Source organism: Haliea sp. (assembly GCF_040221975.1).
In the GTDB taxonomy this organism is placed as follows: Bacteria; Pseudomonadota; Gammaproteobacteria; order Pseudomonadales; family Halieaceae; genus Haliea.
The window spans coordinates 40,707-64,317 of the sequence record NZ_JAVJWR010000026.1; the positions used below are offsets into that span (position 1 = coordinate 40,707).

Sequence of the window (23,611 nt, forward strand, 5' to 3'; positions counted from 1 at the left end):
CGCGGTGATTCATGATCCGGGTGTGCTGCGGTATACTGCCCTACTGTCTTGCTTACACACGGTGTCGCCTTATATGGCCTTGACCAAAGTACCTGTCCGGGAGCCCGCCGCGACCACGCCGGAACGCGTTCTCGATGCAGCAGAGGATCTGTTCGCCCAGAAGGGTTACAAGGGCACTTCCCTGGGTGATGTCGCCGAGCGTGTCGGCATTCGCTCCCCCAGTCTTTACAATCATTTCCGCAACAAGGAGGCGCTCTACCGGGCCGTGCTGGGGCGACTGCTGGATGACTTCGCGGCACCGATGGAGGAGCTGACCAGGGGGCCGATCAGTGACCAGCGGCTGCAGGACTGGCTGGAGACCATAGTGCGGAAGCACCACGCCAACCCCAATCTGGCGCGGCTGCTGCAGCACGCGGCACTGTCCGGCGGTCCCGGTACCAACGACCTGATCGAGCGTTTTTTCCAGCCCATGTTTGGCACCGACGAAGGGCTGGCACAGCCGGGGCTGCGGGCGCTGGGGGAGGCGGGCCTGCAGCCCTGGGCGGTCATGGCGTTCAATAACCTGGTCATGTCCTATGTCACCATGGCGCCCATGTACCGCGATCTGCTGGGGCAGGACCCGTTCAGTGAGCAGGCGCTGGAGCGCCAGCTCGCGCTGGTGAAAACCCTGTTGCGGGCGGTGCTTGCCCTGCCCGCGGGCCCGGCCAGTAGCGCCGGGGCACCCGCGACAGAGACTCCTGCCGCTTAGCGCTTGGGTGCCTCCGAGTGAGGTGCCCCCGGCTGAGGCGCCCCCACTCACACATTCACTGACCAGAGAGAAGCTATGCCCCTGATTTCCGATGCGGTTCAAATCTGGCGCGCCGCTGAAGGCGACTATCACATAGAGTGGGCGGCAAGCCATCCGGACACGCAGGTGCGGGTCGACCCGCTGGGTGGCCACGGCCAGGTACAGGCCCATTATGACGAGGCGGCTCCGCGCGCTCGCATTGCGGGTCTGCCTGCGGCGCGACGCCACCAGTTCCGCCTGAGTGACCAGCACGGTAACGAAGTGCTGGCCATGGAGCGCAAGCTGGGCATGCAGGGGACACCCAACTTCCGCGACTTCGGCGGCTACCGCGGTGCCGACGGCCGCCGCGTGCGCTGGGGTTACCTGTATCGTTCCGGCCAGCTGTCGGGACTCACGCCACAGGACCTGGAACTGCTGGACAGCCTGCAACTGGACCTGGTGTGCGACTTCCGTCGCGAGGACGAGCAGCAGAGCAGTCCCAGCCGCTATCCCGAGGCGCGACAGCCACAGGTCGCCAGCCTGCCGATCACCCCCGGCAGCAATGCCGCTGCTTTCACCGAGGGGCGCCTCGACCTCGGCGGACGGCAGCCGATGTTCGATTTCATGGTGGAGATCAACCGCGACTTCGTCGAGAGCCAGGGTCCCATTTACGCGCGCATGTTCCGCGAAATTCTGCAGCGCCAGGACACCCGGTTTCTGGTCCACTGCGCCGCCGGCAAGGATCGCACCGGCTTTGCCGTCGCCGTGATCCTGTTGGCGCTGGGAGTGTCGGTGGACCAGGTCATGGAGGATTACATGCTCACGGCGCGCTTCTACCATCCACAACAGGAAGTGGACCGCCTGCGGGCGAAATACGGACTGGAGTCGGTGCCGGAAGAGGCGATTCTACCGATGCTGGAAGTGCACGAGGCCTATCTGGCGCGTGCGCTGGAGGCCATTGAGGATTATGGTGCGGTGGAGACTTACCTGGAGGAAGTGCTGGGGGTCGGTAGCGCCGAGCGCGAAGAGCTGCGCCGGCGCTACCTGGAGTAGCCGCTGGTTCTTCAGGCGGCGTCGCAGGCTGCCTTGGCGGCCTTGATCTGTTTGCGCTCGCACTGCTCATTCAGCTCGTTGCCCGCGCACCAACGACGACGGTTTTCCCAGGCGGTCATGGTCGCAGTCTTGCCATTGGAGCACTTGACCAGGTATTCGGTGTAGGCAGTTCCGTCGGCGGTTTCCTGGTTGCCCTGGAATACGATGCTGGTGGGCTTGGCGGCGAAGGTGCCGGCGGACAGGGCCAGCAGCGCCGAGGCGGCAACGATCTTGGCAAATTTCATGGGGAGTTCCTTTCTGCGAGTGACGGGTTGGGTGAAAGCCTGGGGCCGCTGTGGCGCGGCGTCGACCAGATTCAAATCAGGATACCCGCTGTTTACGCGTGTAGAACAGTTACGGTTTTGTAAGCTTATGGGAAATTGAGTAACAAGCGGAATATGTTGAGGGGGGTCGGAAGCGCTAACACCTTGTTTCCAATGGATAAATCAGCACGGGTGTGGCCCGGGTGGCAGAAGGTTACAAATGTTTAATGCACGGTAGACCTGCGGAGCGGATCAGGCCATCCAGATCAAAATCACCCCGATGAGCGCCAACAGTATTGCCTGGCCCGCCTTGTCCAGCCGAAACAGGCCGTACAGGTAGGCGAAGGGCGGCAGGATCAGGGTGCAGAGACCCCAGGCGTAGTCCTCTTTCCAGGACTGGATCAACAGCAGCACCCAGCTGACGAGCAGGGCTGCGATACCAAAGGTGAGCAGTGATGCAGAAGTCGCTTCCATGATTCCTCCAAAGGGCGCATGACTGTCGCAGGGCCGGAACGCAGATTAGCAGAACACCGGGTTGCTGTCAGCGCTGCGCCGTGTCCCGATGTGGCCGGATTGGGCGGATGACGGCGTCGGCGAATTTGGGTATCGTGTGCCGCTTCTTGAATCCGAGGATGCCTGCTTGAGTGACCCCTTTGCCGATATCCGCCCCTACCGTGATGCAGAGGTGCCAGCGGTACTGAGGAGCCTGCTGGGCGACCGGGAATTGCTGGATGCCATTGCCCGCCTGAGCCTGGGCAAGGTCGCGGCGCTGGCACCTGTGCTTTGCCGTCCGGCGGTTCGCTGGTATCTGGGGCGCCAGCTGCGTGACGTCAGTGATGTCCACGGCATGCAGATGGTGATCAAGCACTATGTCGAGAAAGTCATCACCGACACCACCTCGGGTTTCTCGGTATCCGGCCTCGATGACCTGGACCCCTCGCGTCCGTGGCTGTTCATGAGCAACCATCGCGATATCGTGATGGACCCGGCGTTTACCAATTACGCGCTGCATCGCGGCGGCCACCAGACGGTCCGCATCGCCATTGGCGATAACCTGCTGACCAAGCCCTGGGTCTCGGACCTCATGCGGCTCAACAAGAGCTTTATCGTCAAGCGTTCCCCCGGCAGTGGCCGTGAATTGCTGGCGGCTTCGCGTCATCTGGCCAACTACATCCGGATGTCATTGCAGGAAGAGCGGGCGCCGGTATGGATCGCGCAGCGCGAGGGCAGGGCCAAGGACGGCATTGACCGTACCGAGCCGGCGGTGATCAAGATGCTTGCCATGAGCCGGGACAAGCAGGCCGAGAGCTTCAGCGAGGTGGTCAACGCGCTCGGCATTGTGCCGGTATCGATTTCCTACGAGCTGGATCCCTGCGACGGGCTCAAGGCACGGGAGTTGTATCTGCGCCAGACTACCGGAAGTTATGCCAAGGCTGAACAGGAGGATGTGACGTCGATCGCGCGCGGTATTGCGGGCAGCAAGGGCAGGGTACATGTCGCCTTTGGCACCCCGCTGGCCGGGGAGTTCGCGGATGCGGACCAGGTGGCGAAGGAGATCGATCGGCAGGTGGTTGCACTCTACTGTCTCCACCCTACCAACCTGTATGCCTATCGCATGTTGCACGGGGATGCGGTCAGTATTCCCGGTGACCTGACACTGGAGGAGGGGAGCTGTTCCCGGGCCCGGTTCGAGGCCAGGATCGAAGCGCTGCCCGCAGCCCATCGGCCCTTTGCACTGGCGATCTACGGCAATGCAGTAGCCAGCAAGCTGGCCCGGACCGGCGCCGGGGCCTGCGCGCCGTCTTGTTAAGCGACGCTCTCAAGGAGCAGATCCGCGAAGCCTACGCCGCGATCATGACGGGCAAGGGACTGAGCCCGCGTTGGGGGCAACGGCAGATGATCGCGGAGATTGCCAATGCCCTGGCGCGTATTGTCCCTGCCAGCGGCCGCGCCGACCCGGAAACCCCCGCAGTCTGCGTGATCGAAGCCGGCACTGGCACCGGCAAGACTATCGCCTATGCGGTCACCGCGATTCCCCTGGCGCAGGCCCTGGGCAAGCGCCTGGTGGTGGCTACCGCCACCGTTGCCCTGCAGGAGCAGTTCGTCAACAAGGACCTGCCGGATATCCGTCATCACAGCGGGCTGGAATTCAGCTATACCCTGGCCAAGGGCCGCCGACGCTATGTCTGCCTGTCGAAGCTGGACCGCGAGCTGGCCGGCAGCGGCGCCGGCGACGTGCTGCCCCTGTACCCCGACGAATTTCGGGCGCCGGAGGCCGCCGAAGCGCTGCCGGTGTACAGCGCCATGGTCGAGGCCCTCGGTCGCGGTGAATGGGATGGGGACCGGGACAACTGGCCCGGGCAGGTACCGGAGGAGATCTGGTTCGGCGCCACCACCGACCACAGCCAGTGCAGCGGCCGCCGCTGCCCCAACATCAGCCAGTGCAGTTTTTTCCGGGCCAGGGAGCAGCTGCAGTACGCCGATGTGATTGTCGCCAACCACGACCTGGTGCTGGCGGACCTGGCCCTCGGCGGGGGTGCGATCCTGTCGGCGCCGGAGGACAGCATCTATATTTTTGACGAGGGCCACCATTTGCCGGACAAGGCCCTGTCGCACTTTTCCAGTTTCTGTCGCCTGCACACCACCGGCCAGTGGTTGCAGGAGAGTCGCAAACTGCTGGCCCAGGCCGCCTCGGTGTTGGTGCCGTTGACCGACCTGCAGCGTACTCTGCAGTCGCTGCCCGGAGTGATGGATGAGGCCCAGGCCGGGCTGCAGGTCGCCGAGCAGACCGTCGCCACCCTGTTCGCGGAGCGTCCCCCGGGCAATGGCCGCGGTGACGACCAACAGCTGCGCTTGCCCCACGGGCACGTCCCCGAGGTCCTGCAGCCCCTCGCTGCCGGCCTGGTAGTGCAGTTTCAGCAGCTCGCCACGGGGCTCGCAAGAATAGAGAAGCGGCTGGAAGAGGCCCTGGAAGAGGACGATGCCGGGCTCGACAAGAACGAGATTGAAACCTGGCACCTCAGTCTGGGGGCCTTGCTGAGCCGTGCCGAGTCTACCCTCGCCCTGTGGCAGGAGTACGCGGTCAGTGGTGAAGATGACGTTCCACCCAAGGCGCGCTGGATCACGCTGCTCGACAGCGGCGGCCAGTTCGGTTTCGACCTGCGCTGCAGCCCGATCCTCGCGGCCGATATCCTCGAGGAGTACCTGTGGTCGCGGGCCGCCGGTGTGGTGGTGACCTCCGCAACCATCACCGCGCTGCGCTCCTTCGAGCGCTTTATCCTGCACTCCGGTGTGCCCCGGGAAGCGGCTTTCAAGGTGGTGGCGAGCCCCTTCGACTATTCCCGCGCTACTCTGCACGTGCCGGCCATGGACTGCGATCCCGGCGATGCGGAAGCCCACACCGCGGCCATTGTGGCCCGGTTGCCAGGCCTGCTGGATCGCGGCGAGGCCAGCCTGGTGCTGTTCTCTTCCCGGCGACAGATGCAGGAGGTCTACGAGGGCTTGCGCGACGGTCTGGGAGCAATGATCCTGATGCAGGGTGACGGCAGCAAACAGGAGATCCTGCGCCAGCACCGGGAGGCAGTGGATGCCGGCCGCGGCAGCATCATTTTCGGCCTGGCCAGCTTCGCCGAAGGGGTGGATCTGCCCGGTGCCTATTGCCGCCACGTGGTGATAGCGAAGATACCTTTTGCGGTACCTGACAGCCCGATCGAGGCGGCGCTGGCGGAGTGGGTCGAGGCCCAGGGGCGCAACGCCTTCATGGAGATCAGCGTCCCGGACGCGGCACTCAAGCTGGTCCAGGCCAGTGGGCGCCTGCTGCGCAGTGAACAGGACTCCGGCAGGGTAACCCTGCTGGACCGGCGCATCCTGACCCGCCGTTACGGCCAGGCTATCCTCGATTCCCTGCCGCCCTTCCAGCGCGATCTCGCGAGGTAAAAAAAGCGGGGCGCGGACAATGGAGGGCAGGTCTCGCGCGGCAGTATTGCACGGCAAGCTACAGTGTGAGCCCCGACTCCATGATCTCCAGGGTGGCCGGGTGCTGCAGGCGCCGTTCCGGCGAGACCACGTAAAACACATCGACGAACTCCTGTGTGCGTCCGATCACCGCAACGCCGTACTGCGACATGACATAGTCTTCGATGATACTGGGGGCGGCGAATATGCCGAGGCCGGCCTGGCCGAAGGATTTCAGCAGGGCGCTGTCATCGAATTCGGCAATGATGTTCGGTGCCAGGTCGTGTTTCTCGAACCAGGCCAGCAGGAACGAGCGAATACTGGCCTTGCGCCCGGGGGCCAGGAAGGGCTGCCCGGAGAGGCTGTCCGGAAAATTGCTGTTGCAGCTGGCAGCGAGCTCGGGCACCGCAAAAAATGTAAAGCCGCTATCGAGAATTCGATAGTTCCAGGCCTTGATGTGGCTGCCGGACTCCAGCGGCTGGTCGGTGATGATGCAGTCCAGCCGGTTTACCGCAAGCTCCGCCAGCAGGGTCTCCTGGTCGCCCTCATGACAGACCAGCCGCATGGCACCCGGCCGCTGCAGTATGGGTTGCAGCAGGCGGTTGGCAAGGATCTTGGGTATGACTTCGGTAATGCCGACCCGGAACACTTCGGCAGCGCCGCTGTCTGTCTGCAGCATCTGGCGAATCTCGCTGCCCAGCTGGAATATGGTCTCGGCGTGGCCATAGATCTGCCGGCCTTTTGCGGACAGGCGCAGGCGCCGGCCTTCGCGGCGAAACAGCTTGGTGCCCAGGTGCTCTTCGAATGCGGCAATCTGCCCGCTGATGGTCTGCGGGGTCAGGTTCAGGCGTGCGCTGGCGCGGGTGATGCTGCCGTCTGTGGCAACATGAAAAAAGTAGTATAGATGATTGTAGTTGAGCGGTGTCATTTCAGGTTTTCTCGAATAGAATTACCAATAAAATCGAATGTATCATAGCCTGGGCTTTCTGTAGCATGCGTGCCTCCCAAAACGCCCCAACCCTGATTGCAGCGAGGATAACCATGTCACCAGGTACTTCCGCGGTTCCGCCACTGGCAGCAGCTCTCGCGGGGTGTGGACAATGACGGCACCGCTGGTGGGTATCGTCATGGGTTCGCGTTCGGACTGGGAAACACTGGAGGGTGCGGCGGAGGCCCTGCTGGCCCTGCAGGTGCCGCATGAAGTGGAAGTGGTATCGGCCCATCGCACCCCCGACAAGCTGTTCGCCTACGCCGAAGCGGCGGAGCAGCGGGGTTTGAGGGTCATCATCGCCGGCGCCGGTGGCGCTGCGCACCTGCCGGGAATGATGGCCGCCAAGACCCTGTTGCCGGTGCTGGGAGTGCCGGTGCAATCCCGTGCCCTGAACGGCATGGACTCGCTGCTTTCGATCGTGCAGATGCCGGCGGGGATTCCGGTGGGAACCCTGGCCATTGGCAGCGCCGGGGCGGTCAACGCGGCGTTGCTGGCGGCGGCCATTCTTGCCGGCGATGACCCCGAGCTGCGTGAGCGTCTGCGACAGTACCGGGCGCAGCAGTCGGACCGTGTGCTGGAGCACCCGGATCCGAGGCAGTCGCTGGCGTGAAGATTGGTATTCTCGGCGGCGGCCAGCTGGCGCGGATGCTGGCACTGGCGGGACATCCGCTGGGCCTGCAGTGTGTATTCCTGGAGCCCGCCGCGGAGGCCTGTGCGGCAGCTGTTGGCCGGCTGCTGCACGCTTCGTTCAAGTCGGAGGACGCCCTGGCGACCCTGGCGGCCGAAGTCGAGGTGGTGACGACTGAAGTCGAGCACGTGCCGTTGGCGGCGCTTGAGTTTCTGGCGCGGCAGCGGCCGGTACTTCCCGGCAGCCGTGCCATCGCCCTGGCCCAGGATCGCCTGCTGGAGAAAAACCTGTTCCGTCGCCTGCAACTGCCCACCGCGCGCTTCGTCGCCGTCGACAGCCTTGAGGACCTGATCAGCGCTATCGAGACCACCGGGCTGCCAGCCATACTGAAAACCCGCCACATGGGGTACGACGGCAAGGGACAGGTTGTTCTGCGGGATGCTGGTGACGCTGCCGATGCCTGGCGTGCGGTGGGTGGTGTGCCCTGTCTGCTGGAAGCCATGGTTCCCTTTGACCGGGAAGTCTCGGTCATCGCCGTGCGCAGTCGTGCGGGCGAGTGCCGGTTCTGGTCCTTGACCGAGAACCGGCACGACAAGGGTATCCTCAGTGTGTCCCGGGTGCTGTTGCAGGACCCGCTGCAGGCGCTTGCGGAAGACTACTGCCGGCGCCTGCTGGAGACCCTGGATTATGTCGGAGTGCTGGCGCTGGAGTTGTTCCAGGTCGGGGACAGCCTGCTCGCCAACGAGTATGCGCCCAGGGTGCATAACAGTGGCCACTGGACCATAGAAGGCGCGGTGACCTCCCAGTTTGAAAACCATCTGCGCGCGGTCGCCGGGTTGCCCCTGGGCGCCACCGCTGCGCGCGGGCCCGCGGCCATGGTCAATTTTGTGGGCCAGACGCCGGCGCCGCGCGAGGTACTTGCGGTAACAGGCGCCCATCTGCACCTCTATGGCAAGCGTCCCGCCCCCGGCCGCAAGCTCGGTCATGTGACCCTGTGCGCCAGCAGTTCTGCGCTACTGGAGCCTGGTCTGGAGATATTGTTGCAACTCGCCCAGCGCCGCGAAGAGGAGCATGTCCTTGATTGATCCGGTGGTCATGTTCTTCCTGCTCGGGATCGTCGCCGGCGTGCTGCGCTCCGAGTTGAGGTTGCCGGTCCAGGTCTATGAGCTGCTCAGTATCCTGTTGCTGCTGGCCATAGGCATGAAAGGCGGGATGGAGCTGGCGCGGCAACCCTTCCTGACCCTGTTGCCGCAAATGCTGGCCGTCATTGCCATGGGTTTTGCCCTGCCCCTGCTGGCCTACCCGGTGCTGTTGTATCTCGGGCGCCTGCCGCGAACCGATGCGGCCTCCGTTGCCGCTCACTACGGCTCCGTCAGTGTGGGTACCTTCGCGGTTGTCGTGGCGTATCTGGCGGCGCGCGACATCAGTTATGAAGCCTACATGCCGGTGTTCGTGGTGTTGCTGGAGATTCCGGCGATTCTGGTGGGTATTGTGCTCGCGAAGGGCCTGGGCAGCGGCGCCAGCCTGCGTCGCTCCGCGCATGAAGTGTTGCTGGGCAAAAGTATCGTGCTGCTGGTGGGCGGCCTGCTGATTGGCTGGGCAGCGGGGGAGGAGGGTCTGCAGAGCCTGGCGCCGCTGTTCTTCAACCCCTTCCAGGGTCTGCTGGCGCTGTTTCTGCTGGAGATGGGCCTGGTCACTGCGAGCCAGCTTGGCACCCTGCGACGCTATGGCTTGTTCCTGCTTGGCTTCGGGGTGCTGGCACCCGTGGTGGCTGCCGTTTGTGGCCTGACGCTGGCCTGGGTCCTGGGCCTCTCGGTTGGCGGCGCCGTGGTGCTGGCAACCCTGGCGGCGAGTGCCTCCTATATCGCGGTGCCGGCCGCGATGCGCATATCCTTGCCCGAGGCCAATCCCGCGCTGTCCCTGGCGGCGTCACTCGGTGTTACCTTTCCGTTCAATGTGGTTCTGGGTATTCCGTTGTATCATTGGCTGTCACGCCATGCCTATGCCATCTTTGGAGGAGGCTGATCATGCATCAGCATCAGCGCCGCCTGCTGACAATCGTCACCGAGTCCGCGGTCGAGTCCCGTATTCTGCGCGACATGGAGCGCTGGGGTGCCCACGGCTATACCATTACCGAAGCTCGTGGCAAGGGCGCACGCGGGGTCAGGGAGGGCAATTGGGAAGCGAACCGCAATGTGCGCATAGAAGTGGTCTGCGACGAGAGCACCGCGGAGCGTATAGCGGCAGGGCTGCGCGAGCACTACTACGATAATTACGCGATGATTCTCTACCTCAGTGACGTCGATGTGCTGAGGCCGGAGAAGTTCTGAGGACCGAACCGGGGAACCTGATGCGAACGGAAGTGGCAGCAACCCTGATTGATATCGAAGCCCAGCTGCGGCAGTTGTCGCTGTGGGAGCGGGTGCCGCCATCGTCCCGGGCGCTGGCCTCGGTGGAGCCGTTCTGCGTGGATACCCTGAGCTTGCCCCAGTGGCTGCAGTTCGTGTTCCTGCCGACCCTCTACCGGCTGCTGGAAGAGGACGCCGCGCTGCCGGAGCGCTGTGCGATCACACCGATGGCGGAGGAGTTTTTCCGCGGCTCGCAGCTGGCAACCGCGGAGTTGCTGGCGTCGCTGCGGCGTATCGACAGGCTGCTGAGCGGCGCCCCGTAGGAGCGCGGTCTCCGCGCGATCGCCCGCAGAGCGGGCTCCTACAGGCGCTCCACCACCGTGGTAATGCCCTGGCCGAGGCCGATGCACATGGTGGAGATTCCCATGGTGAGGTCGCGGTCCTGCATCACGGTCAGCAGGGAGCCGGTAATGCGGGTGCCGGAGCAGCCGAAGGGGTGGCCGAGGGCAATGGCGCCGCCATGGACGTTCACCTTCTCTTCCATGTCATCGAGCAGGTCCAGGTCCTTCAACACCGGCAGGGCCTGGGCGGCAAAGGCCTCATTCAGCTCCACCATCTCGATATCCTTGATGCTCAGACCCAGCTTTTTCAGGGCCTTCTGCGTCGAGGGCACGGGGCCGTAACCCATGATGGAGGGGTCGACTCCGGCCAGGGCCATGCCCCGGATACGGGCGATGGGCGTCATGCCCAAGGCCTGTGCCCGCTCTGCGGACATCACCAGCATGGCTGAAGCACCGTCGGAGATCTGCGAGGAACTGCCCGCGGTGACCGTGCCGCCCTGGGGGTTGAAGGCGGGCGGCAGGCCTGCCAGGCCCTCCAGGGTAGTGTCCGGGCGGATGGTTTCGTCCCGTTCGATCAGGGTCAGGGCGCCGGATTCATCGTGGCCCTCAACCGGAATGATTTCGCGCGCGAACTTGCCCTCCTCGGTGGCCTTGTGGGCGAGTTGGTGCGAACGCAGGGCCAGCTTGTCCTGCTGTTCCCGGCCGATGCCGTGGAGCAGGGCCAGGTACTCCGCTGTCATGCCCATCATTCCCGCCGCCTTGGCCACGTTCAGGCCCAGCTTCGGGTTGATGTCGACGTCCTCGGTCATCGGCAGGTGGCCCAGGTGCTCGACGCCACCGACCAGGTAGACATCACCCACCCCTGCCATGATATTGGCCGCCGCGGTATGCAGGGCGGACATGGAGGAACCACACAGGCGGTTCACCGTCTGCGCGGGAATGGTGAAGGGCAGCTGGGCGCGCAATACCAGCAGGCGGGCCAGGTTCATGCCCTGCTCGCCACGCTGCAGCACACAGCCCCAGATCAGGTCGTCGATTTCATTGGCATCGAGTTTCTCGTTGCGCGCCAGCAGCCCCTGGATCACGGCCACCGACAGGTCATCGGCGCGCACATTGCGGAAGCAGCCGTTCTTGGAGCGCCCCATGGCGCTGCGGGCGAAATCGACGATAACGGCGTCTCTTGGATTCAGACTCACAGTAATTCTCCTCAGTTCACCCGTACTCAGTAATAGGTCTCGCCGGCGGCGAGTTTGGCCTGCATGCCCTCGGTAAGCTCGTAGGACTTGCCCAGGTGAGCAAACTTCTTCGAGGCCTCGGCCATATAGTCGAGACCGACGGTATCGATCCAGCGGAATATGCCGCCGCGGAAGGGCGGGAAGCCGATGCCGTACAGCAGTGCCAGATCGGCCTCGCTGGCGGTGCCGACGATGCCCTCTTCCAGGCAGCGGGCCAGCTCGGTGGCCATGGGCAGCATCATGCGGGCGATGATGTCATCGGCCTCGAATTCCTTGCGCTCGCCGGCAACTTCCTCGAGCAGCCGGTAGGTCTCGTCGCTGCTGGTCTTTTTCGGCTTGCCGCGCTTGTCCTTCTGGTAATCATAAAAGCCCTTGCCGTTCTTCTGGCCGTAGCGCTCGTGCTCGAACATCACTTCGGTCGCGGTCTTGAAGTCCAGCTTCATGCGGTCCGGGAAGCCCTCCGCCATCACTTCGGCAGCGTGCACCCCGGTGTCGATGCCGACCACGTCCATCAGATAGGCCGGACCCATGGGCCAGCCCCAGCGCTCCATCACCTTGTCCACGGCCTGGAAGTCGGCGCCGTCGCGCACCAGTTTGGAAAAGCCGTCGAAGTAAGGGAACAGGACCCGGTTGACCAGGAAGCCGGGGCAGTCCTTCACCACCACCGCCTTTTTTCCCATCTTGTTGGCGTAGGCCACGGTCCGGGCCACGGCCTTGTCCGAGGTCTTTTCGCCGCGGATCACCTCGACCAGGGGCATGGCGTGCACCGGGTTGAAGAAGTGCATGCCGCAGAAGTTCTCCGGCCGCTGCAGGGCTTCCGCCAGGTGAGTGATGGAGATGGTTGAGGTATTGGAGGCCAGGATGGCGTCCTCTGCAATCTCCTTTTCGGTTTCCGCCAGCACCGCGTGCTTGACCTTGGGGTTCTCGACCACGGCCTCGACCACAATGTCGACCTTGTCGAAGCCTGAGTAGGTCAGGGTCGGGTCGATGCTGTTGAGCACATCGCCCATCTGCGCCGCGGTCATCTGCCCGCGCTCCACACGCTTGGCCAGCAGCTTGCCCGACTCTGCGAGGCCCAGGTCCAGACCCTCCTGGTTGATGTCCTTCATCAGGATGGGCACGCCCTTGTAGGCGGACTGGTAGGCGATGCCGCCGCCCATGATGCCGGCGCCGAGTACCGCGGCCCGCGCCACCTTCTTGTCGGCCTTCTTCTCCCAATCCTTCGCTTTCTTGCCCAGCAGCTGGTCGGAGAGGAATACCCCCACCAGCGCCGCGGCCACGGGCGTCACGGCCAGCTCGGCGAAGCCCTCGGCCTCGACTTCGAGGGCGTCCTCAAGCCCCATGCCCCGGGCCTTCTCGATGACCTCCACGGCTTTCACCGGAGCCGGATAATTGCGGCCCGCCTGTTGCTGGACCATGGATTTCATGGTGAAGAAGGCCATCGTGGCCTCGGTGTCGTTCAGTGGCAGCGGGCTGCTCTTGGTATCGCGGCGTCCGGCATAGTCGAGCTTGCCGGCGATGGCGTTGTTGAGGGTGGTCAGGGCCACGGCGCGCAGTTGATCGGGTTCCGCCACGGCATCCACCGCGCCGGCCTTGAATGCCTTGTCGGCGCGCTGCTCGGAGGCCGAGGCAATCCAGGTCGCAGCCTCGTCGACACCGATGATCCGCGGCAGTCGCACGGTGCCGCCCCAGCCCGGCAGGATGCCGAGTCTGGTTTCCGGCAGGCCGACTTTCGCGGCACTGCTCATGACCCGGAAATCGCAGGCCAGGCAAATCTCGAAGCCGCCGCCCAGGGCGAAGCCGTTGATCGCCACGCAGCTGGGGTAGGGCAGGGCCTGGAGACGATTGAGATTGGCATTGTTGGCGGCGGTGAAACCCTTGATCTCCTCGGGGCCGGCGCCAAAGATGCCGGTAAATTCGGTAATGTCGGCACCGACGATAAAAACCGGCTTGCCGCTGGTGACCAGCAGGCCCTTGAGGTTGCTCTCTGCCTCCAGCGCGTCCAGGGCGGCGCTCAGGCTGCTGACGGTGGCCTGGTCGAACTTGTTGACGGATTCTCCCTTGAGGTCGAAATGCAGCTCGGCGATGTCGCCTTCCAGGCGGGTCACGGTGAGTGCGTCACTCTGGTAGATCATGTCGCTGTCCTGTGTCAGTGGATTGAGAGTGCCTGCGAAGCGGAGGTAGCTGGCACCTGGTTGGCTGGATGATTGTACCGGGGTCTGGGGCCCGCGTGAACTGCCATCAACCGCCGCCCCCCCCGGCGGCCGCAAGTGGCGCGGCTACAGGGGCCAGACCAGGAGCAGGAGCGGGATGCTGATCGCTGTTACCAGGACCTCCAGCGGCAAGCCCAGGCGCCAGTAATCGCCGAAGTGGAAACCCCCGGGCCCCAGGATCAGAGTATTGTTCTGGTGACCGATGGGGGTCAGAAAGGCGCAGGACGCACCGATTGCCACCGCCATCAGGAAGCTGTCCGGATTGACGCCCAGCACGCCCGCTGTTCCCAGGGCAATCGGGCACATCACCGCGGCCGTTGCCGCATTGTTCATCAGGTCGGAAAGGAACATGGTGACCACCAAAATGAGGGCCAGTACCGCGACCGCGTTGCCCTGGGCTACAGTGGTTAACAGAAAGTTCGCGATCAGATCCGCGGTCCCGGTCGACGCCATTGCCCCCGCCACCGGGATCAGTGCCGCCAGCAGGACGACCACTGGCCAGTCGATCGCGTTGTAGACGCTGCGCGGCGGCACCGTCCGCAGCGCCATCGAGGCGAGGACCCCGAGGGCAAAGGACACGGCGGCGGGCAAGAGGCCGAAGGCAGCACCGCCAATGGCGAGCACCATCACCCCGCTCGCCAGCAGCGCTTTGCGCTTGTTGGGAATGCGCAGTTCCCGCTGCGCCAGCGGTACCAGGCCGAAATCGCCGGCAAACTCTCCGGTGCCCTCGGCCGGGCCCTGCATCAGCAGCAGATCCCCCGGGCGTATGGACATGGTGCGCAGGCGGGTGCGGGCGCGGGAGCCCTCGCGGGACACGGCCAAAAGATTCAGGCCGTAGCGGGTGCGCAGCTGGATATCACTGGCTGAGCGCCCCGCCAGACTTGAAGCCGGTAGTACCACCAGTTCAGTCAGCACGACTTCGTCCCTTCCCGGCCGGTCGGACTCCTGTTCCCCGGATTCCTCTTCCTCTGCACTCTCCTGTTGCGCGGGCACTGCCGGATCCGCCATTGCGTCCCCGTCCTCCGTGCGCTCCGGCTTGATTGATTCTTCCAGCTTCAGGCCCAGCCGCGACAGGACATCACCGAGGGCGTCGACTTCCGCTTCAATCACCAGGATGTCGGCTGTGCAAATTCGCCGCGCCGAGTGCGGCGCCGTCAGGTGCACTTCATTGCGCACCAGGCCGATAACCTGCGCTCCGGCTTCATCCAGTGACGACTCCAGCTCGCCCAGGGTCATGCCCGCTGCCTTGCTGCCCTCAACTACCCGTGCCTCGGTCAAGTAGGCACTGGTTTCAAAATCTCCGGCCCCCTGCAGCGTGCGTCGAGGCACCAGCTTCCGTCCCAGCACTACCACAAACAAGACGCCAGCCGCGGCGACTGCGAGGCCAACCGGGGTGAAGTCGAACATGGCAAAGCCGTTGCCGCTGGCTTCGGCGCGAAACCCGGACACGATCAGGTTGGGGGGGGTGCCGATCATGGTGGTCATGCCGCCGAGGATGGTGCCGAAGGCGAGCGGCATCAGAACCTGCCCTGGAGGCATTTCGTGGCGCTTGGCCATTTGTATGGCAACGGGCATCAGCAGCGCCATGGCGCCGACATTGTTCATGAATCCGGACAGTGCCGCGCCCAGGCCGGTCAGCGCTGCCAGGCTGAGGACGGGGCCCCCTTGCTGTGGCAGGGCAGAGCGCGCCAGCGCGTCCACCGCACCCGAGGACTGCAGGCCGCTGCTCAGTACCAGAACGCAGGCTACGGTGATGACCGCCGGGTGACCGAAACCGCTGAAGGCGACATCCGGGGCGACCAGCCCGGCGAGTACGCTGGCAAGCAGCGCGCCCAGTGCCACCATGTCATGGCGCCACTTGCCCCAGAAGAACATGCCCACAGTGGCGAGCAGGATGGTCAGGATCAGTGCCTGGTCTGTGGTCATGGCTTGGCTGCTCGCGGTGGTAAAGGTGAATCAGGTCAGGGAGCTTGCCACTTCGGCCACCACCGCGGCAAGCGCGGGGCCCTGCTCTTCCTGCAGAAAGTGGCCGGCGTTGCGGATCACCGTATGGCCATGGCCCCGGGCCCCGGGTATGCGCCGGCGAAATACGTCGGCCCAGGCAGCTGTCGCCGGATCACTGTCGCTGAAGGCGGTGACAAACGGTTTCTGCCACTGCTCCAGCAGGCGCCAGGTGCGCCGGTTCTCGGCGACGCCGGGCATGTCTTCGCGGATCGGAATCAGACTGGGAAACTCCAGCGCCGCTGCCTTGTAGGCGGGTGTCGGGAAGGGCGCATCATAGGCGGCGCGGACGGCATCGGACAGCGGCGCCACGCAAACCCCCGCGACCACCTCGGCAATGGGGAGATCCGTCGCTACCCGGGTGGCGGCAACCCACTGTTCGACAATTTCCCCCGGCCACGGCTCAACTCCGCTGGGAGTGGCCTCGCAGTTGGGCAGCAGGGTATTCGCGGCGACCACGGCCTGAAAGCGCTCCGGCAATTGTGCCAGCACTGACAGCCCGATGGGCCCGCCCCAGTCCTGACAGACCAGGATGATGTCGCGCAAATCAAGCGCCGTGACCAGCGCGGCCATCTGCGCGACATGGCCGGCATAGCTGTAGTACTCGCGCTGCGCCGGTTTGTCCGAGCGCCCGAACCCGATCAGGTCCGGCGCGACGCAGCGCAGGCCGCGCGCGCTGAGTTCGCGGATCATGTGGCGATAGAGGAAGCACCAGCTGGGCTCGCCGTGCAACAACAGCACCACCGGCCCTTGCCTGGGGCCCTCGTCAAGGTAGTGCATGCGCAGCGGACCGAGCCGCTCGTCCTCAAGCTGCAGGTAGCGGGGCTCCCAGGGAAAGTCGGGAAGCCCGGCAAAATGGTAGTCTGGTGTGCGTAGAATGGTCGTCATGGCCAGGGCAGGTCTCCGCTGAGTGCCCGGCAGTAAACCGGGTCGGTTGAGTTGTCCACCAGCAGGCTGGCAATATCACTTGCGGTGCTGTTTATGGCGTCCCTGACGGATGCTGAAAGCGCGGCCTCTTCTGCAAGCACGGGTTCGAGTATTGTCGCGGCCGCTGCCGGGCAACCCGTGTGCAACAGCAGGTCGGCAAAGTTGTTGCGCGCCGCCGGATGTGCCGGCTGTTGCAGCAGCAGGCGCCGGTAAAGTACTGCCGCGGCCTCGGGCTCTGGATCCTGGCGCCGGGCATTGGCGGTGGCAAAGAGGATGTCAGGATGCTCCGGCCACCGCGCCAGGGCGCGCTCCCAGGCGGCCCGGGCGACCGCGGCGTCCAGTTGTGCCTCCTGGTGGGCGAGCGCCGGTCCCATACTGCTGGCGCTGAAGCTCGCCGGCAGTTTCCCCCTGGCAGGAACCACGACGCCCCAGAAGTCCGCCCGCGCCCAGCTGGACATGAAGCGCCCCCACCGCTCCTGGCGGCGTCGCTCTGTGCCAGAGCGCAGAATGACGCGCTGGTTCGCCGGCTCATAGCCTACCACGACCGCATAGTGCCAGCGGGGCAGCGAGCGCAGTCCAAGGTTTTGCAGCACCAGCACTGGATTGCCGGCCCGCAGCTCGCTCAGCAGTGCGTCGGGGCCGGCGTCCAGGGTGAAGGGAATGCGACCGCCCCGGCGGACTGCTGCCAGCAGTTCCAGTTGCAGGCTGCCCTGGCGGCCCGGAAGGTAGACTTGGGGCGCGAGCACCTCGGGATTGGTGGCCACCCCGCTGTGCACCAGTACCGAGGCCAGAGCTGCCGGCCCGCACTGGTACTCGGTCTGGGGGAAGAAGGGCACCGCCGCGAGTTCGTTGATGCCCTCCCTGGGCGGAGCAGGGGCGGTGGAGACGCACGCGGTTACCAGCGTGAGCAGCGCCAGCGCCATGAAGCCTCTCCCCACGGCAGTACCGGCGCTCAATCCGCCTGCGCTGACGTGGAGCGGGGCGTGTTGGGCGGGCGCCTCAAATCTTGGTGAAAACGTTGGTGACGCCGAGGATTTCCAGCACCAGAAGTACCAGGAACAGGGCGCCAAGCACACCCAGGGCGCTGGCACCGGCGGGTAGCGTGTCGAGGTTCAGGGCCAGTTGCTGCAATTCGGCATCCGACAGGGCGCCTATGCGCTCCATGGCATCGGTGTGGCTGACTCCCATGGCGACCATCTGTTGCTGGACCACCTCCCGGGCCAGGACTGCATCAATAGCCGCGAGTTGCTCGCTGCGGTGCTGCTGGGCAAAGTGCTCCGCGTTGCCGATGACGGCGGCCTGGGCTGTCCCGGCTGTGCTGGCGACGAGGAAAGCGGCGATCTGCAGCATGATCAACAATCGGGATTTCAACATGGCGTGTCCTCGTCTGATGGCGTGAGGCAGGAAGTATAGGCAAAAATGGCACCGGGTTTAAAGGAAAACCGCGGGCAAACAGGGCTTTCGCCCCGTCTGCCCGGTCTGGGCGCAACTCGCGCGCGGATATCGGTTTATACTGCCTTCCTGGCAGCAAAAGGAATGTATGAGGGTGGCCCGAGACTGGAACCGGAAACAGTGGAGAACATGAGCATCCCGGTGCCGGTGCGCGATGCCGCCACGGTTATCCTGGTGCGCGATCGTGCGACCCGACCACAGGTGTTGATGGGGCAGCGCGGGGCGAGGGCCGTCTTCATGCCCAGCAAATTCGTCTTCCCCGGCGGTGCCGTGGACCCCGATGATGCGTGCGTGCCGCTGGCGGGGATGGTAGGGCCGGTGTGCGCAGCGCGGCTGGCGGAAGGGGCGGTGGCGGAGCGCGTGCACGCCCTGCAGGCGGCCGCCATACGCGAGGTCTGGGAGGAGTCCGGGCTGGTACTGGGAGCGCCCGGAGAGTGGGAGGGCCCGGTGCCGGCGGACTGGGAAGGCTTCTCCGCCACTGGCCATCTGCCCTGTGCCGCTGCTTTTCGCTACGTGTTCCGGGCGATCACCCCGGTCGGTCCACCGCGGCGTTTTGATGCCCGCTTTTTCCTGGTGGATGAGACTGCGGTTGCCGGTGATCCGGACGATTTTTCCCGCGCTTCAGACGAGCTGTCGCAGTTGCAGTGGATCCCCCTGGAAGAGATCGACAGTCTGGACCTGCCGCTGATTACGGAGGTTGTCCTGGGCGAGGTTGCCAGGGTGTTGGCATGCCCTGGCCCGCCGCCGGAAGTGCCCTGCTTCCGCGATGAGGATGAACAGCGATTCCTGTTGCGGCGTCAGGCGGAACGGCGACGACGGAGTGAGACGAGAGTGGAGCGGGGGTAAGCCGGAGGGGCGGGCGCGGCAATCGCACCCGGAGAGAGGATTACAGTGCCGGGCTCAGCTCAGTGCAGAACCCGGTCCGGTCGCATTTCTGCCTGCAGCTCGTTTTGACGGCTGGCCGCCTGCTCCTGCACATGGGTACGCAGGCGGCCAATGACGCTGGTCATGACGTCGATGGTCTGGCTGATCTGGTCCAGCGCCAACAGGACAGTTTCGCTGTCTTTCAGGGTTTCGTCGCGGTTTTCCATATCAGGTCCTCGGTTGGTGGGTCAGTCCCAATTCAGGGCGCCGCCCGTCTGATACTCGATCACCCGGGTCTCGAAGAAATTCTTCTCCTTGCGCAGGTCCATGATCTCGGACATCCACGGGAACGGATTTTGCGCCCCGGGGAACTGCTCCGGCAGGCCCAGCTGGGACAGGCGGCGGTTGGCGATGAAGTGCAGGTACTCTTCCATCATTGCCGCGTTCATCCCGAGGACGCCGCGGGGCATGGTGTCGCGGGCGTACTCGATTTCCAGCTGGGTGCCTTCCAGGATCATCAGGATGACTTCCTGCTGGAACTGCTCGGTCCACAGATGGGGATTTTCCAGCTTGATCTGGTTGATGACATCGATGCCGAAGTTCAGGTGCATGGACTCATCGCGCAGAATGTACTGGAACTGCTCGGCGACCCCGGTCATCTTGTTGCGGCGGCCCATGGAGAGGATCTGGGTAAAGCCGCAATAGAAGAAAATGCCCTCGGTGACCGCATAGAACCCGATCAGGTTGCGCAGCAGGGTCTGGTCGTTCTCGGTGGTGCCGGTCTGGAACGTCGGGTCGGAGATCTCGTGGGTGTGGCTGATGCTCCAGGCCGCCTTCTTGGCCACCGAGGGCACTTCCCGGTACATGTTGAACACCGCGCCTTCGTCCATGCCCAGGGATTCGATGCAGTACTGGTAGGCGTGGGTGTGGATGGCCTCCTCGAACGCCTGGCGCAGCAGATACTGGCGGCACTCCGGGTTGGTGATCAGGCGGTAGATGGCCAGCACCAGGTTGTTGGCGACCAGCGAATCCGCGGTCGAAAAGTAACCGAGGCTGCGCATGACGATGCGGCGCTCGTCCTCGGACAGCCCTTCGGGGCTCTTCCAGGTGGCGACGTCGGCGGTCATGTTGATTTCCTGCGGCATCCAGTGGTTGGCGCAGCCGTCGATGTACTTCTGCCAGGCCCACTCGTACTTGAAGGGCACCAGCTGGTTGAGATCGGCGCGACAGTTGATCATCGCCTTCTCGTCTACCGACACCCGCGCCGCACCCATCTCCAGCTCTTCCAGGCCGGAGGCAAGATCCAGGTTTTCCAGCGCTCTCGCCGCGGCCGCGATATTCTCGGCTGCTTCCGCGTCGACGGCGACCGGGGCTGGTGTCGATGCCGCCCGGGCCTGCATCGGGGCGGTCGGCGCTGCCGCCGGCTCCGGCTCTTCCCGGGGGGGTGGCGGCGCTACTTTCCTCGCGGTTGCCGTGCTGATGGCTTCTTCGCTGTGGTAGTCGTCCCAGCTCAACATGTTTTACTGTCCTTCTGCTTCACGTGTATGGTCTCGAAAGGGTGCGGGGCCCGCGCTACTGGCAGGCCTCGCAATCCGGGTCATCCAGGGAGCAGGCCGCAGGCACCGGGGCCGGCCCCGCCGCTGCCTGTCCGCCGGAGGCGACCTTGTTCAGGTTGCCGGTACTGATCGTTGACTTCTCGGTGCCGGTGGCCGCGAGGGAGCGCAGGTAGTACGTGGTCTTGAGGCCGCTGTACCACGCCATGCGATAGGTGACATCGAGCTTCTTGCCGCTGGCGTTGTTGATGTACAGGTTCAGGGACTGGGCCTGGTCGATCCACTTCTGGCGGCGGCTGGCCGCATCCACCAGCCAGCGCGGCTCCACCTCGAAGGCAGTGGCGTAGATCGCCTTCAGGTCCGGCGGAATGCGGTCGATGGCCTGGACGCTGCCGTCGTAGTACTTGAGGTCGTTGACCATGACCCCGTCCCACAGGCCGCGAGCCTTGAGGTCATCGACCAGGTAGGGGTTGACCACAGTGAACTCGCCGGACAGGTTCGATTTGACGTACAGGTTCTGGTAGGTCGGCTCGATGGACTGCGACACGCCGGTGATATTGGCAATGGTCGCGGTCGGCGCGATGGCCATCACGTTGGAGTTGCGCATGCCCTGGTTCTTTACCACCGCCCGCAGGGTGTCCCAGTCCAGGGAGGTGCTGCGATCCACCTGGATGTAGTCGGCGCCACGGTTTTGCACCAGGATGTCCAGCGAGTCGATGGGGAAGATGCCCTGGCTCCAGAGTGAGCCCTCGTAGCTGGAGTAGGCCCCGCGCTCGGCGGCCAGGGCACTGGAGGCTTCGATGGCGAAGTAGCTGATCGCCTCCATGGAGCGGTCGGCAAAAGCCACCGCTGCGTCGGAGCCGTAAGCCAGGTGCTGCTTGTAGAGGGCATCCTGGAAGCCCATCAGGCCCAGGCCCACCGGGCGGTGGCGCAGGTTGGAGCGCTCGGCCTGGGGTACCGAGTAGTAGTTGATGTCGATCACGTTGTCGAGCATCCGCACCGCGGTGCGCACGGTCTTGCGCAGCTTGTCCAGGTTGAGGCTGCCATCCTCGATGTGCTGGGGCAGGTTGATGGAGCCGAGGTTGCAGACCGCGATCTCGTCGTTGCTGGTGTTCAGGGTAATTTCGGTGCACAGGTTGGAGGAGTGCACCACGCCCACGTGCTGCTGCGGCGAGCGCAGGTTGCAGGGATCCTTGAAGGTCATCCAGGGGTGCCCGGTCTCGAACAGCATGGCCAGCATCTTGCGCCACAGGTTCTGGGCACGCACGGTCTTGTGCAGTTTCAGCTTGCCGCTGCGGGCCTGCTCTTCATAGTACGCATAGCGCTCCTCGAAGGCCCTGCCATAGAGATCGTGCAGGTCCGGGACATCGTTGGGCGAGAACAGGGTCCATTCGCCGTCGTCGAATACCCGCTTCATGAACAGGTCCGGGATCCAGTTGGCGGAGTTCATGTCGTGGGTGCGGCGGCGATCATCGCCGGTGTTCTTGCGCAGCTCGACAAATTCCTCGATATCCATGTGCCAGGTCTCCAGGTAGGCACAGACTGCGCCCTTGCGCTTGCCGCCCTGGTTGACCGCCACGGCGGTGTCGTTCACCACCTTGAGGAAGGGCACCACGCCCTGGCTCTTGCCGTTGGTGCCCTTGATGTAGGAGCCGAGTGCCCGCACCGGGGTCCAGTCATTGCCGAGGCCGCCGGCAAACTTGGACAGCATGGCATTGTCCTGGATCGCGCCGAAGATGCCGTGCAGGTCATCCGGCACCGTGGTCAGGTAGCAGGACGACAGCTGCGGGCGCAGGGTGCCGGCGTTGAACAGCGTGGGCGTGGAGCTCATGTAGTCAAACGAAGACAGCAGCTCGTAGAACTCGATGGCGCGGGCATCGCGGTCGGCTTCGGTGTTGGCCAGGCCCATGGCGACGCGCATGAAAAACACCTGTGGCAGCTCGATGCGCACGTCATTGCTGTGGATGAAGTAGCGGTCGTACAGGGTCTGCAGGCCCAGGTAGCTGAACTGCAGGTCCCGCTCCGGCAGCAGGGCGCGGCCCAGTCGCTCCAGGTCGAACTGCCTGAGGGCCGGATCCAGCAGTTCCAGCTCGATGCCGCGCTCGACATAGGCGGGCAGGGCTTTGGCGTACAGTTCCGCCATGTCGCCCTGGGTCGCCGATGTGGCCACACCGAGGAAGTTGAGTGCCTCGGCGCGCAGGTTGTCGCACAGCAGGCGCGCGGCCACGTAGGTGTAGTTGGGCTCCTTCTCGATCATGGTGCGGGCGGTGATCACCAGCGAGGTGGAGAGCTCGGCGGCGGTGACGCCGTCGTAGAGGTTGCGCAGGGCCTCGTCAATGATCTGGGTGCTGCTGACGTCGGACAGGCCGGCGCAGGCCTCGGTGACGATGGTGTGCAGGCGCTCCAGGTCCAGCGGTGCGCGGCTGCCATCGAGCTGCACCACAGTGATGTTGCCGGCGGCCTCCTGGGCGGCCGGGGACAGGGCCTTGCGGGCCGCACGCTTGCGCGCCTGCTCTTCCCGGTAAATCACATAGTCGCGGGCGATCTTGTGTTCGCCGGCACGCATCAGGGCCAGCTCGACCTGGTCCTGGATGTCCTCGATGTGCACCGTGCCGCCCGAGGGCATGCGCCGGCGAAAAGTGTTGGCGACCTGGTCGGTGAGCTTGGCCACGGTCTCGTGGATGCGCGTCGATGCGGCTGCGGTGCCGCCTTCCACGGCGAGAAAGGCCTTGGTGATGGCCACCGAGATCTTGCTCTCCTCGAAGGGCACCACGGTGCCGTTGCGCTTGATGACCCGCAGCTGGCCGGGTGCGGTGGCGGCAATGCTGCCTGGTACTGGTTGCGCATCGGCGCCGGAACGACCGGACTGTGTCCTGCCGGAGGGGGTTATGTCTGTTTGCATGGCAACTCCAAATAGGGTGGCGCTGGAGGCATTATTGTTGTCGAACCCCATATGTTGGGGTGAACACCGTGAGCGTACACA

General features: G+C 64.6%; 22 protein-coding genes. 10 read left to right on the forward strand and 12 right to left on the reverse strand.

Translation table 11 applies throughout. The annotated features are described in order from the left end of the window. Positions 1–73: 73 nt before the first annotated feature. Positions 74–748 carry a TetR/AcrR family transcriptional regulator gene (locus tag RLO07_RS10340; protein WP_462292063.1) on the forward strand — a complete coding sequence of 225 codons (675 nt, stop codon included), beginning with the start codon at positions 74–76 and terminating at the stop codon, positions 746–748. A 75-nt stretch (positions 749–823) separates the two neighbouring features. Beyond that, positions 824–1,819 (forward strand): tyrosine-protein phosphatase, encoded by a 996-nt coding sequence (locus tag RLO07_RS10345; protein ID WP_462292064.1) that lies wholly within the window; start codon positions 824–826, stop codon positions 1,817–1,819. Positions 1,820–1,830: 11 nt separating this feature from the next. Here the strand turns inward: RLO07_RS10345 and RLO07_RS10350 are convergent, their stop codons facing one another. Both RLO07_RS10350 and RLO07_RS10355 read right to left on the reverse strand, forming a co-directional pair. Next, positions 1,831–2,103 (reverse strand): hypothetical protein, encoded by a 273-nt coding sequence (locus RLO07_RS10350; RefSeq protein WP_462292065.1) that lies wholly within the window; start codon positions 2,101–2,103, stop codon positions 1,831–1,833. A 270-nt stretch (positions 2,104–2,373) separates the two neighbouring features. Beyond that, the gene (locus RLO07_RS10355) at positions 2,374–2,595 is read right to left on the reverse strand and encodes a hypothetical protein (RefSeq protein ID WP_462292066.1); all 222 of its coding nucleotides are present in this window, start codon (positions 2,593–2,595) and stop codon (positions 2,374–2,376) included. A 166-nt stretch (positions 2,596–2,761) separates the two neighbouring features. Between RLO07_RS10355 and RLO07_RS10360 the strand changes: the two genes are divergently transcribed. Beyond that, complete coding sequence (locus tag RLO07_RS10360; RefSeq protein ID WP_462292067.1) at positions 2,762–3,931, forward strand: 1-acyl-sn-glycerol-3-phosphate acyltransferase; 1,170 nt, start codon at positions 2,762–2,764, stop codon at positions 3,929–3,931. Continuing rightward, complete coding sequence (dinG, locus tag RLO07_RS10365) at positions 3,925–6,057, forward strand: ATP-dependent DNA helicase DinG (protein ID WP_462292068.1); 2,133 nt, start codon at positions 3,925–3,927, stop codon at positions 6,055–6,057. Before RLO07_RS10360 ends, dinG begins: the two co-directional genes overlap by 7 nt. A gap of 58 nt (positions 6,058–6,115) precedes the next feature. Here the strand turns inward: dinG and nhaR are convergent, their stop codons facing one another. After that, positions 6,116–7,003: a transcriptional activator NhaR gene (nhaR, locus tag RLO07_RS10370; RefSeq protein WP_462292069.1), complete on the reverse strand. Its 888-nt coding sequence runs from the start codon at positions 7,001–7,003 to the stop codon at positions 6,116–6,118. Positions 7,004–7,175: 172 nt separating this feature from the next. Here nhaR and purE point away from each other — a divergent pair, with 172 nt between their 5' ends. From purE to RLO07_RS10395, 5 genes are read left to right on the forward strand one after another with little or no spacing between them, the layout of a single operon-like run. Continuing rightward, positions 7,176–7,676 carry a 5-(carboxyamino)imidazole ribonucleotide mutase gene (gene purE, locus RLO07_RS10375; protein WP_462292070.1) on the forward strand — a complete coding sequence of 167 codons (501 nt, stop codon included), beginning with the start codon at positions 7,176–7,178 and terminating at the stop codon, positions 7,674–7,676. Continuing rightward, the gene (locus RLO07_RS10380; protein WP_462292071.1) at positions 7,673–8,779 is read left to right on the forward strand and encodes a 5-(carboxyamino)imidazole ribonucleotide synthase; all 1,107 of its coding nucleotides are present in this window, start codon (positions 7,673–7,675) and stop codon (positions 8,777–8,779) included. The genes purE and RLO07_RS10380 overlap by 4 nt, the downstream gene beginning before the upstream one ends. Next, positions 8,766–9,719, forward strand: a complete 954-nt coding sequence (locus tag RLO07_RS10385; RefSeq protein WP_462292072.1) for a sodium-dependent bicarbonate transport family permease — start codon at positions 8,766–8,768, stop codon at positions 9,717–9,719. The genes RLO07_RS10380 and RLO07_RS10385 overlap by 14 nt, the downstream gene beginning before the upstream one ends. Positions 9,720–9,721: 2 nt before the next feature. Then, on the forward strand, positions 9,722–10,024 hold the full coding sequence (locus RLO07_RS10390; protein WP_462292073.1) for a P-II family nitrogen regulator: 303 nt from the start codon (positions 9,722–9,724) through the stop codon (positions 10,022–10,024). 20 nt (positions 10,025–10,044) lie between these two features. Then, positions 10,045–10,365 carry a YqcC family protein gene (locus RLO07_RS10395; RefSeq protein ID WP_462292074.1) on the forward strand — a complete coding sequence of 107 codons (321 nt, stop codon included), beginning with the start codon at positions 10,045–10,047 and terminating at the stop codon, positions 10,363–10,365. Positions 10,366–10,403: 38 nt separating this feature from the next. Here RLO07_RS10395 and fadA read toward each other — a convergent pair whose 3' ends face one another. The 6 genes from fadA to RLO07_RS10425 all read right to left on the reverse strand — a co-directional run bounded on the left by fadA (position 10,404) and on the right by RLO07_RS10425 (position 18,133). Continuing rightward, complete coding sequence (gene fadA / locus RLO07_RS10400; RefSeq protein WP_462292075.1) at positions 10,404–11,579, reverse strand: acetyl-CoA C-acyltransferase FadA; 1,176 nt, start codon at positions 11,577–11,579, stop codon at positions 10,404–10,406. 26 nt (positions 11,580–11,605) lie between these two features. Beyond that, positions 11,606–13,753 carry a fatty acid oxidation complex subunit alpha FadB gene (gene fadB / locus RLO07_RS10405; RefSeq protein WP_462292076.1) on the reverse strand — a complete coding sequence of 716 codons (2,148 nt, stop codon included), beginning with the start codon at positions 13,751–13,753 and terminating at the stop codon, positions 11,606–11,608. A 144-nt stretch (positions 13,754–13,897) separates the two neighbouring features. Next, positions 13,898–15,757: an SLC13 family permease gene (locus RLO07_RS10410; RefSeq protein WP_462292077.1), complete on the reverse strand. Its 1,860-nt coding sequence runs from the start codon at positions 15,755–15,757 to the stop codon at positions 13,898–13,900. A 30-nt stretch (positions 15,758–15,787) separates the two neighbouring features. Then, entirely contained in the window at positions 15,788–16,720 is a 933-nt protein-coding gene (locus tag RLO07_RS10415) for a haloalkane dehalogenase (RefSeq protein WP_462292078.1), read from the reverse strand. Continuing rightward, positions 16,717–17,682, reverse strand: a complete 966-nt coding sequence (locus tag RLO07_RS10420; RefSeq protein WP_462292079.1) for a PA2778 family cysteine peptidase — start codon at positions 17,680–17,682, stop codon at positions 16,717–16,719. The genes RLO07_RS10415 and RLO07_RS10420 overlap by 4 nt, the downstream gene beginning before the upstream one ends. A 76-nt stretch (positions 17,683–17,758) precedes the next feature. Beyond that, positions 17,759–18,133, reverse strand: coding sequence for a PA2779 family protein (locus tag RLO07_RS10425; RefSeq protein WP_462292080.1), 375 nt, complete (start codon positions 18,131–18,133; stop codon positions 17,759–17,761). 207 nt (positions 18,134–18,340) lie between these two features. On the opposite strand from RLO07_RS10425, the gene RLO07_RS10430 reads away from it, so the two are divergent. Then, positions 18,341–19,057 carry an NUDIX hydrolase gene (locus tag RLO07_RS10430; RefSeq protein WP_462292143.1) on the forward strand — a complete coding sequence of 239 codons (717 nt, stop codon included), beginning with the start codon at positions 18,341–18,343 and terminating at the stop codon, positions 19,055–19,057. A 59-nt stretch (positions 19,058–19,116) separates the two neighbouring features. On the opposite strand, the gene RLO07_RS10435 is transcribed toward RLO07_RS10430, so the two are convergent. The 3 genes from RLO07_RS10435 to RLO07_RS10445 are packed head-to-tail and all read right to left on the reverse strand — an operon-like array spanning position 19,117 to position 23,530. Next, entirely contained in the window at positions 19,117–19,302 is a 186-nt protein-coding gene (locus tag RLO07_RS10435; RefSeq protein ID WP_462292081.1) for a hypothetical protein, read from the reverse strand. Between the two features lie 21 nt (positions 19,303–19,323). Further along, positions 19,324–20,592: a ribonucleotide-diphosphate reductase subunit beta gene (locus RLO07_RS10440; RefSeq protein WP_462292082.1), complete on the reverse strand. Its 1,269-nt coding sequence runs from the start codon at positions 20,590–20,592 to the stop codon at positions 19,324–19,326. A gap of 55 nt (positions 20,593–20,647) precedes the next feature. Next, positions 20,648–23,530, reverse strand: a complete 2,883-nt coding sequence (locus tag RLO07_RS10445) for a ribonucleoside-diphosphate reductase subunit alpha (protein ID WP_462292083.1) — start codon at positions 23,528–23,530, stop codon at positions 20,648–20,650. Positions 23,531–23,611: the final 81 nt, after the last annotated feature.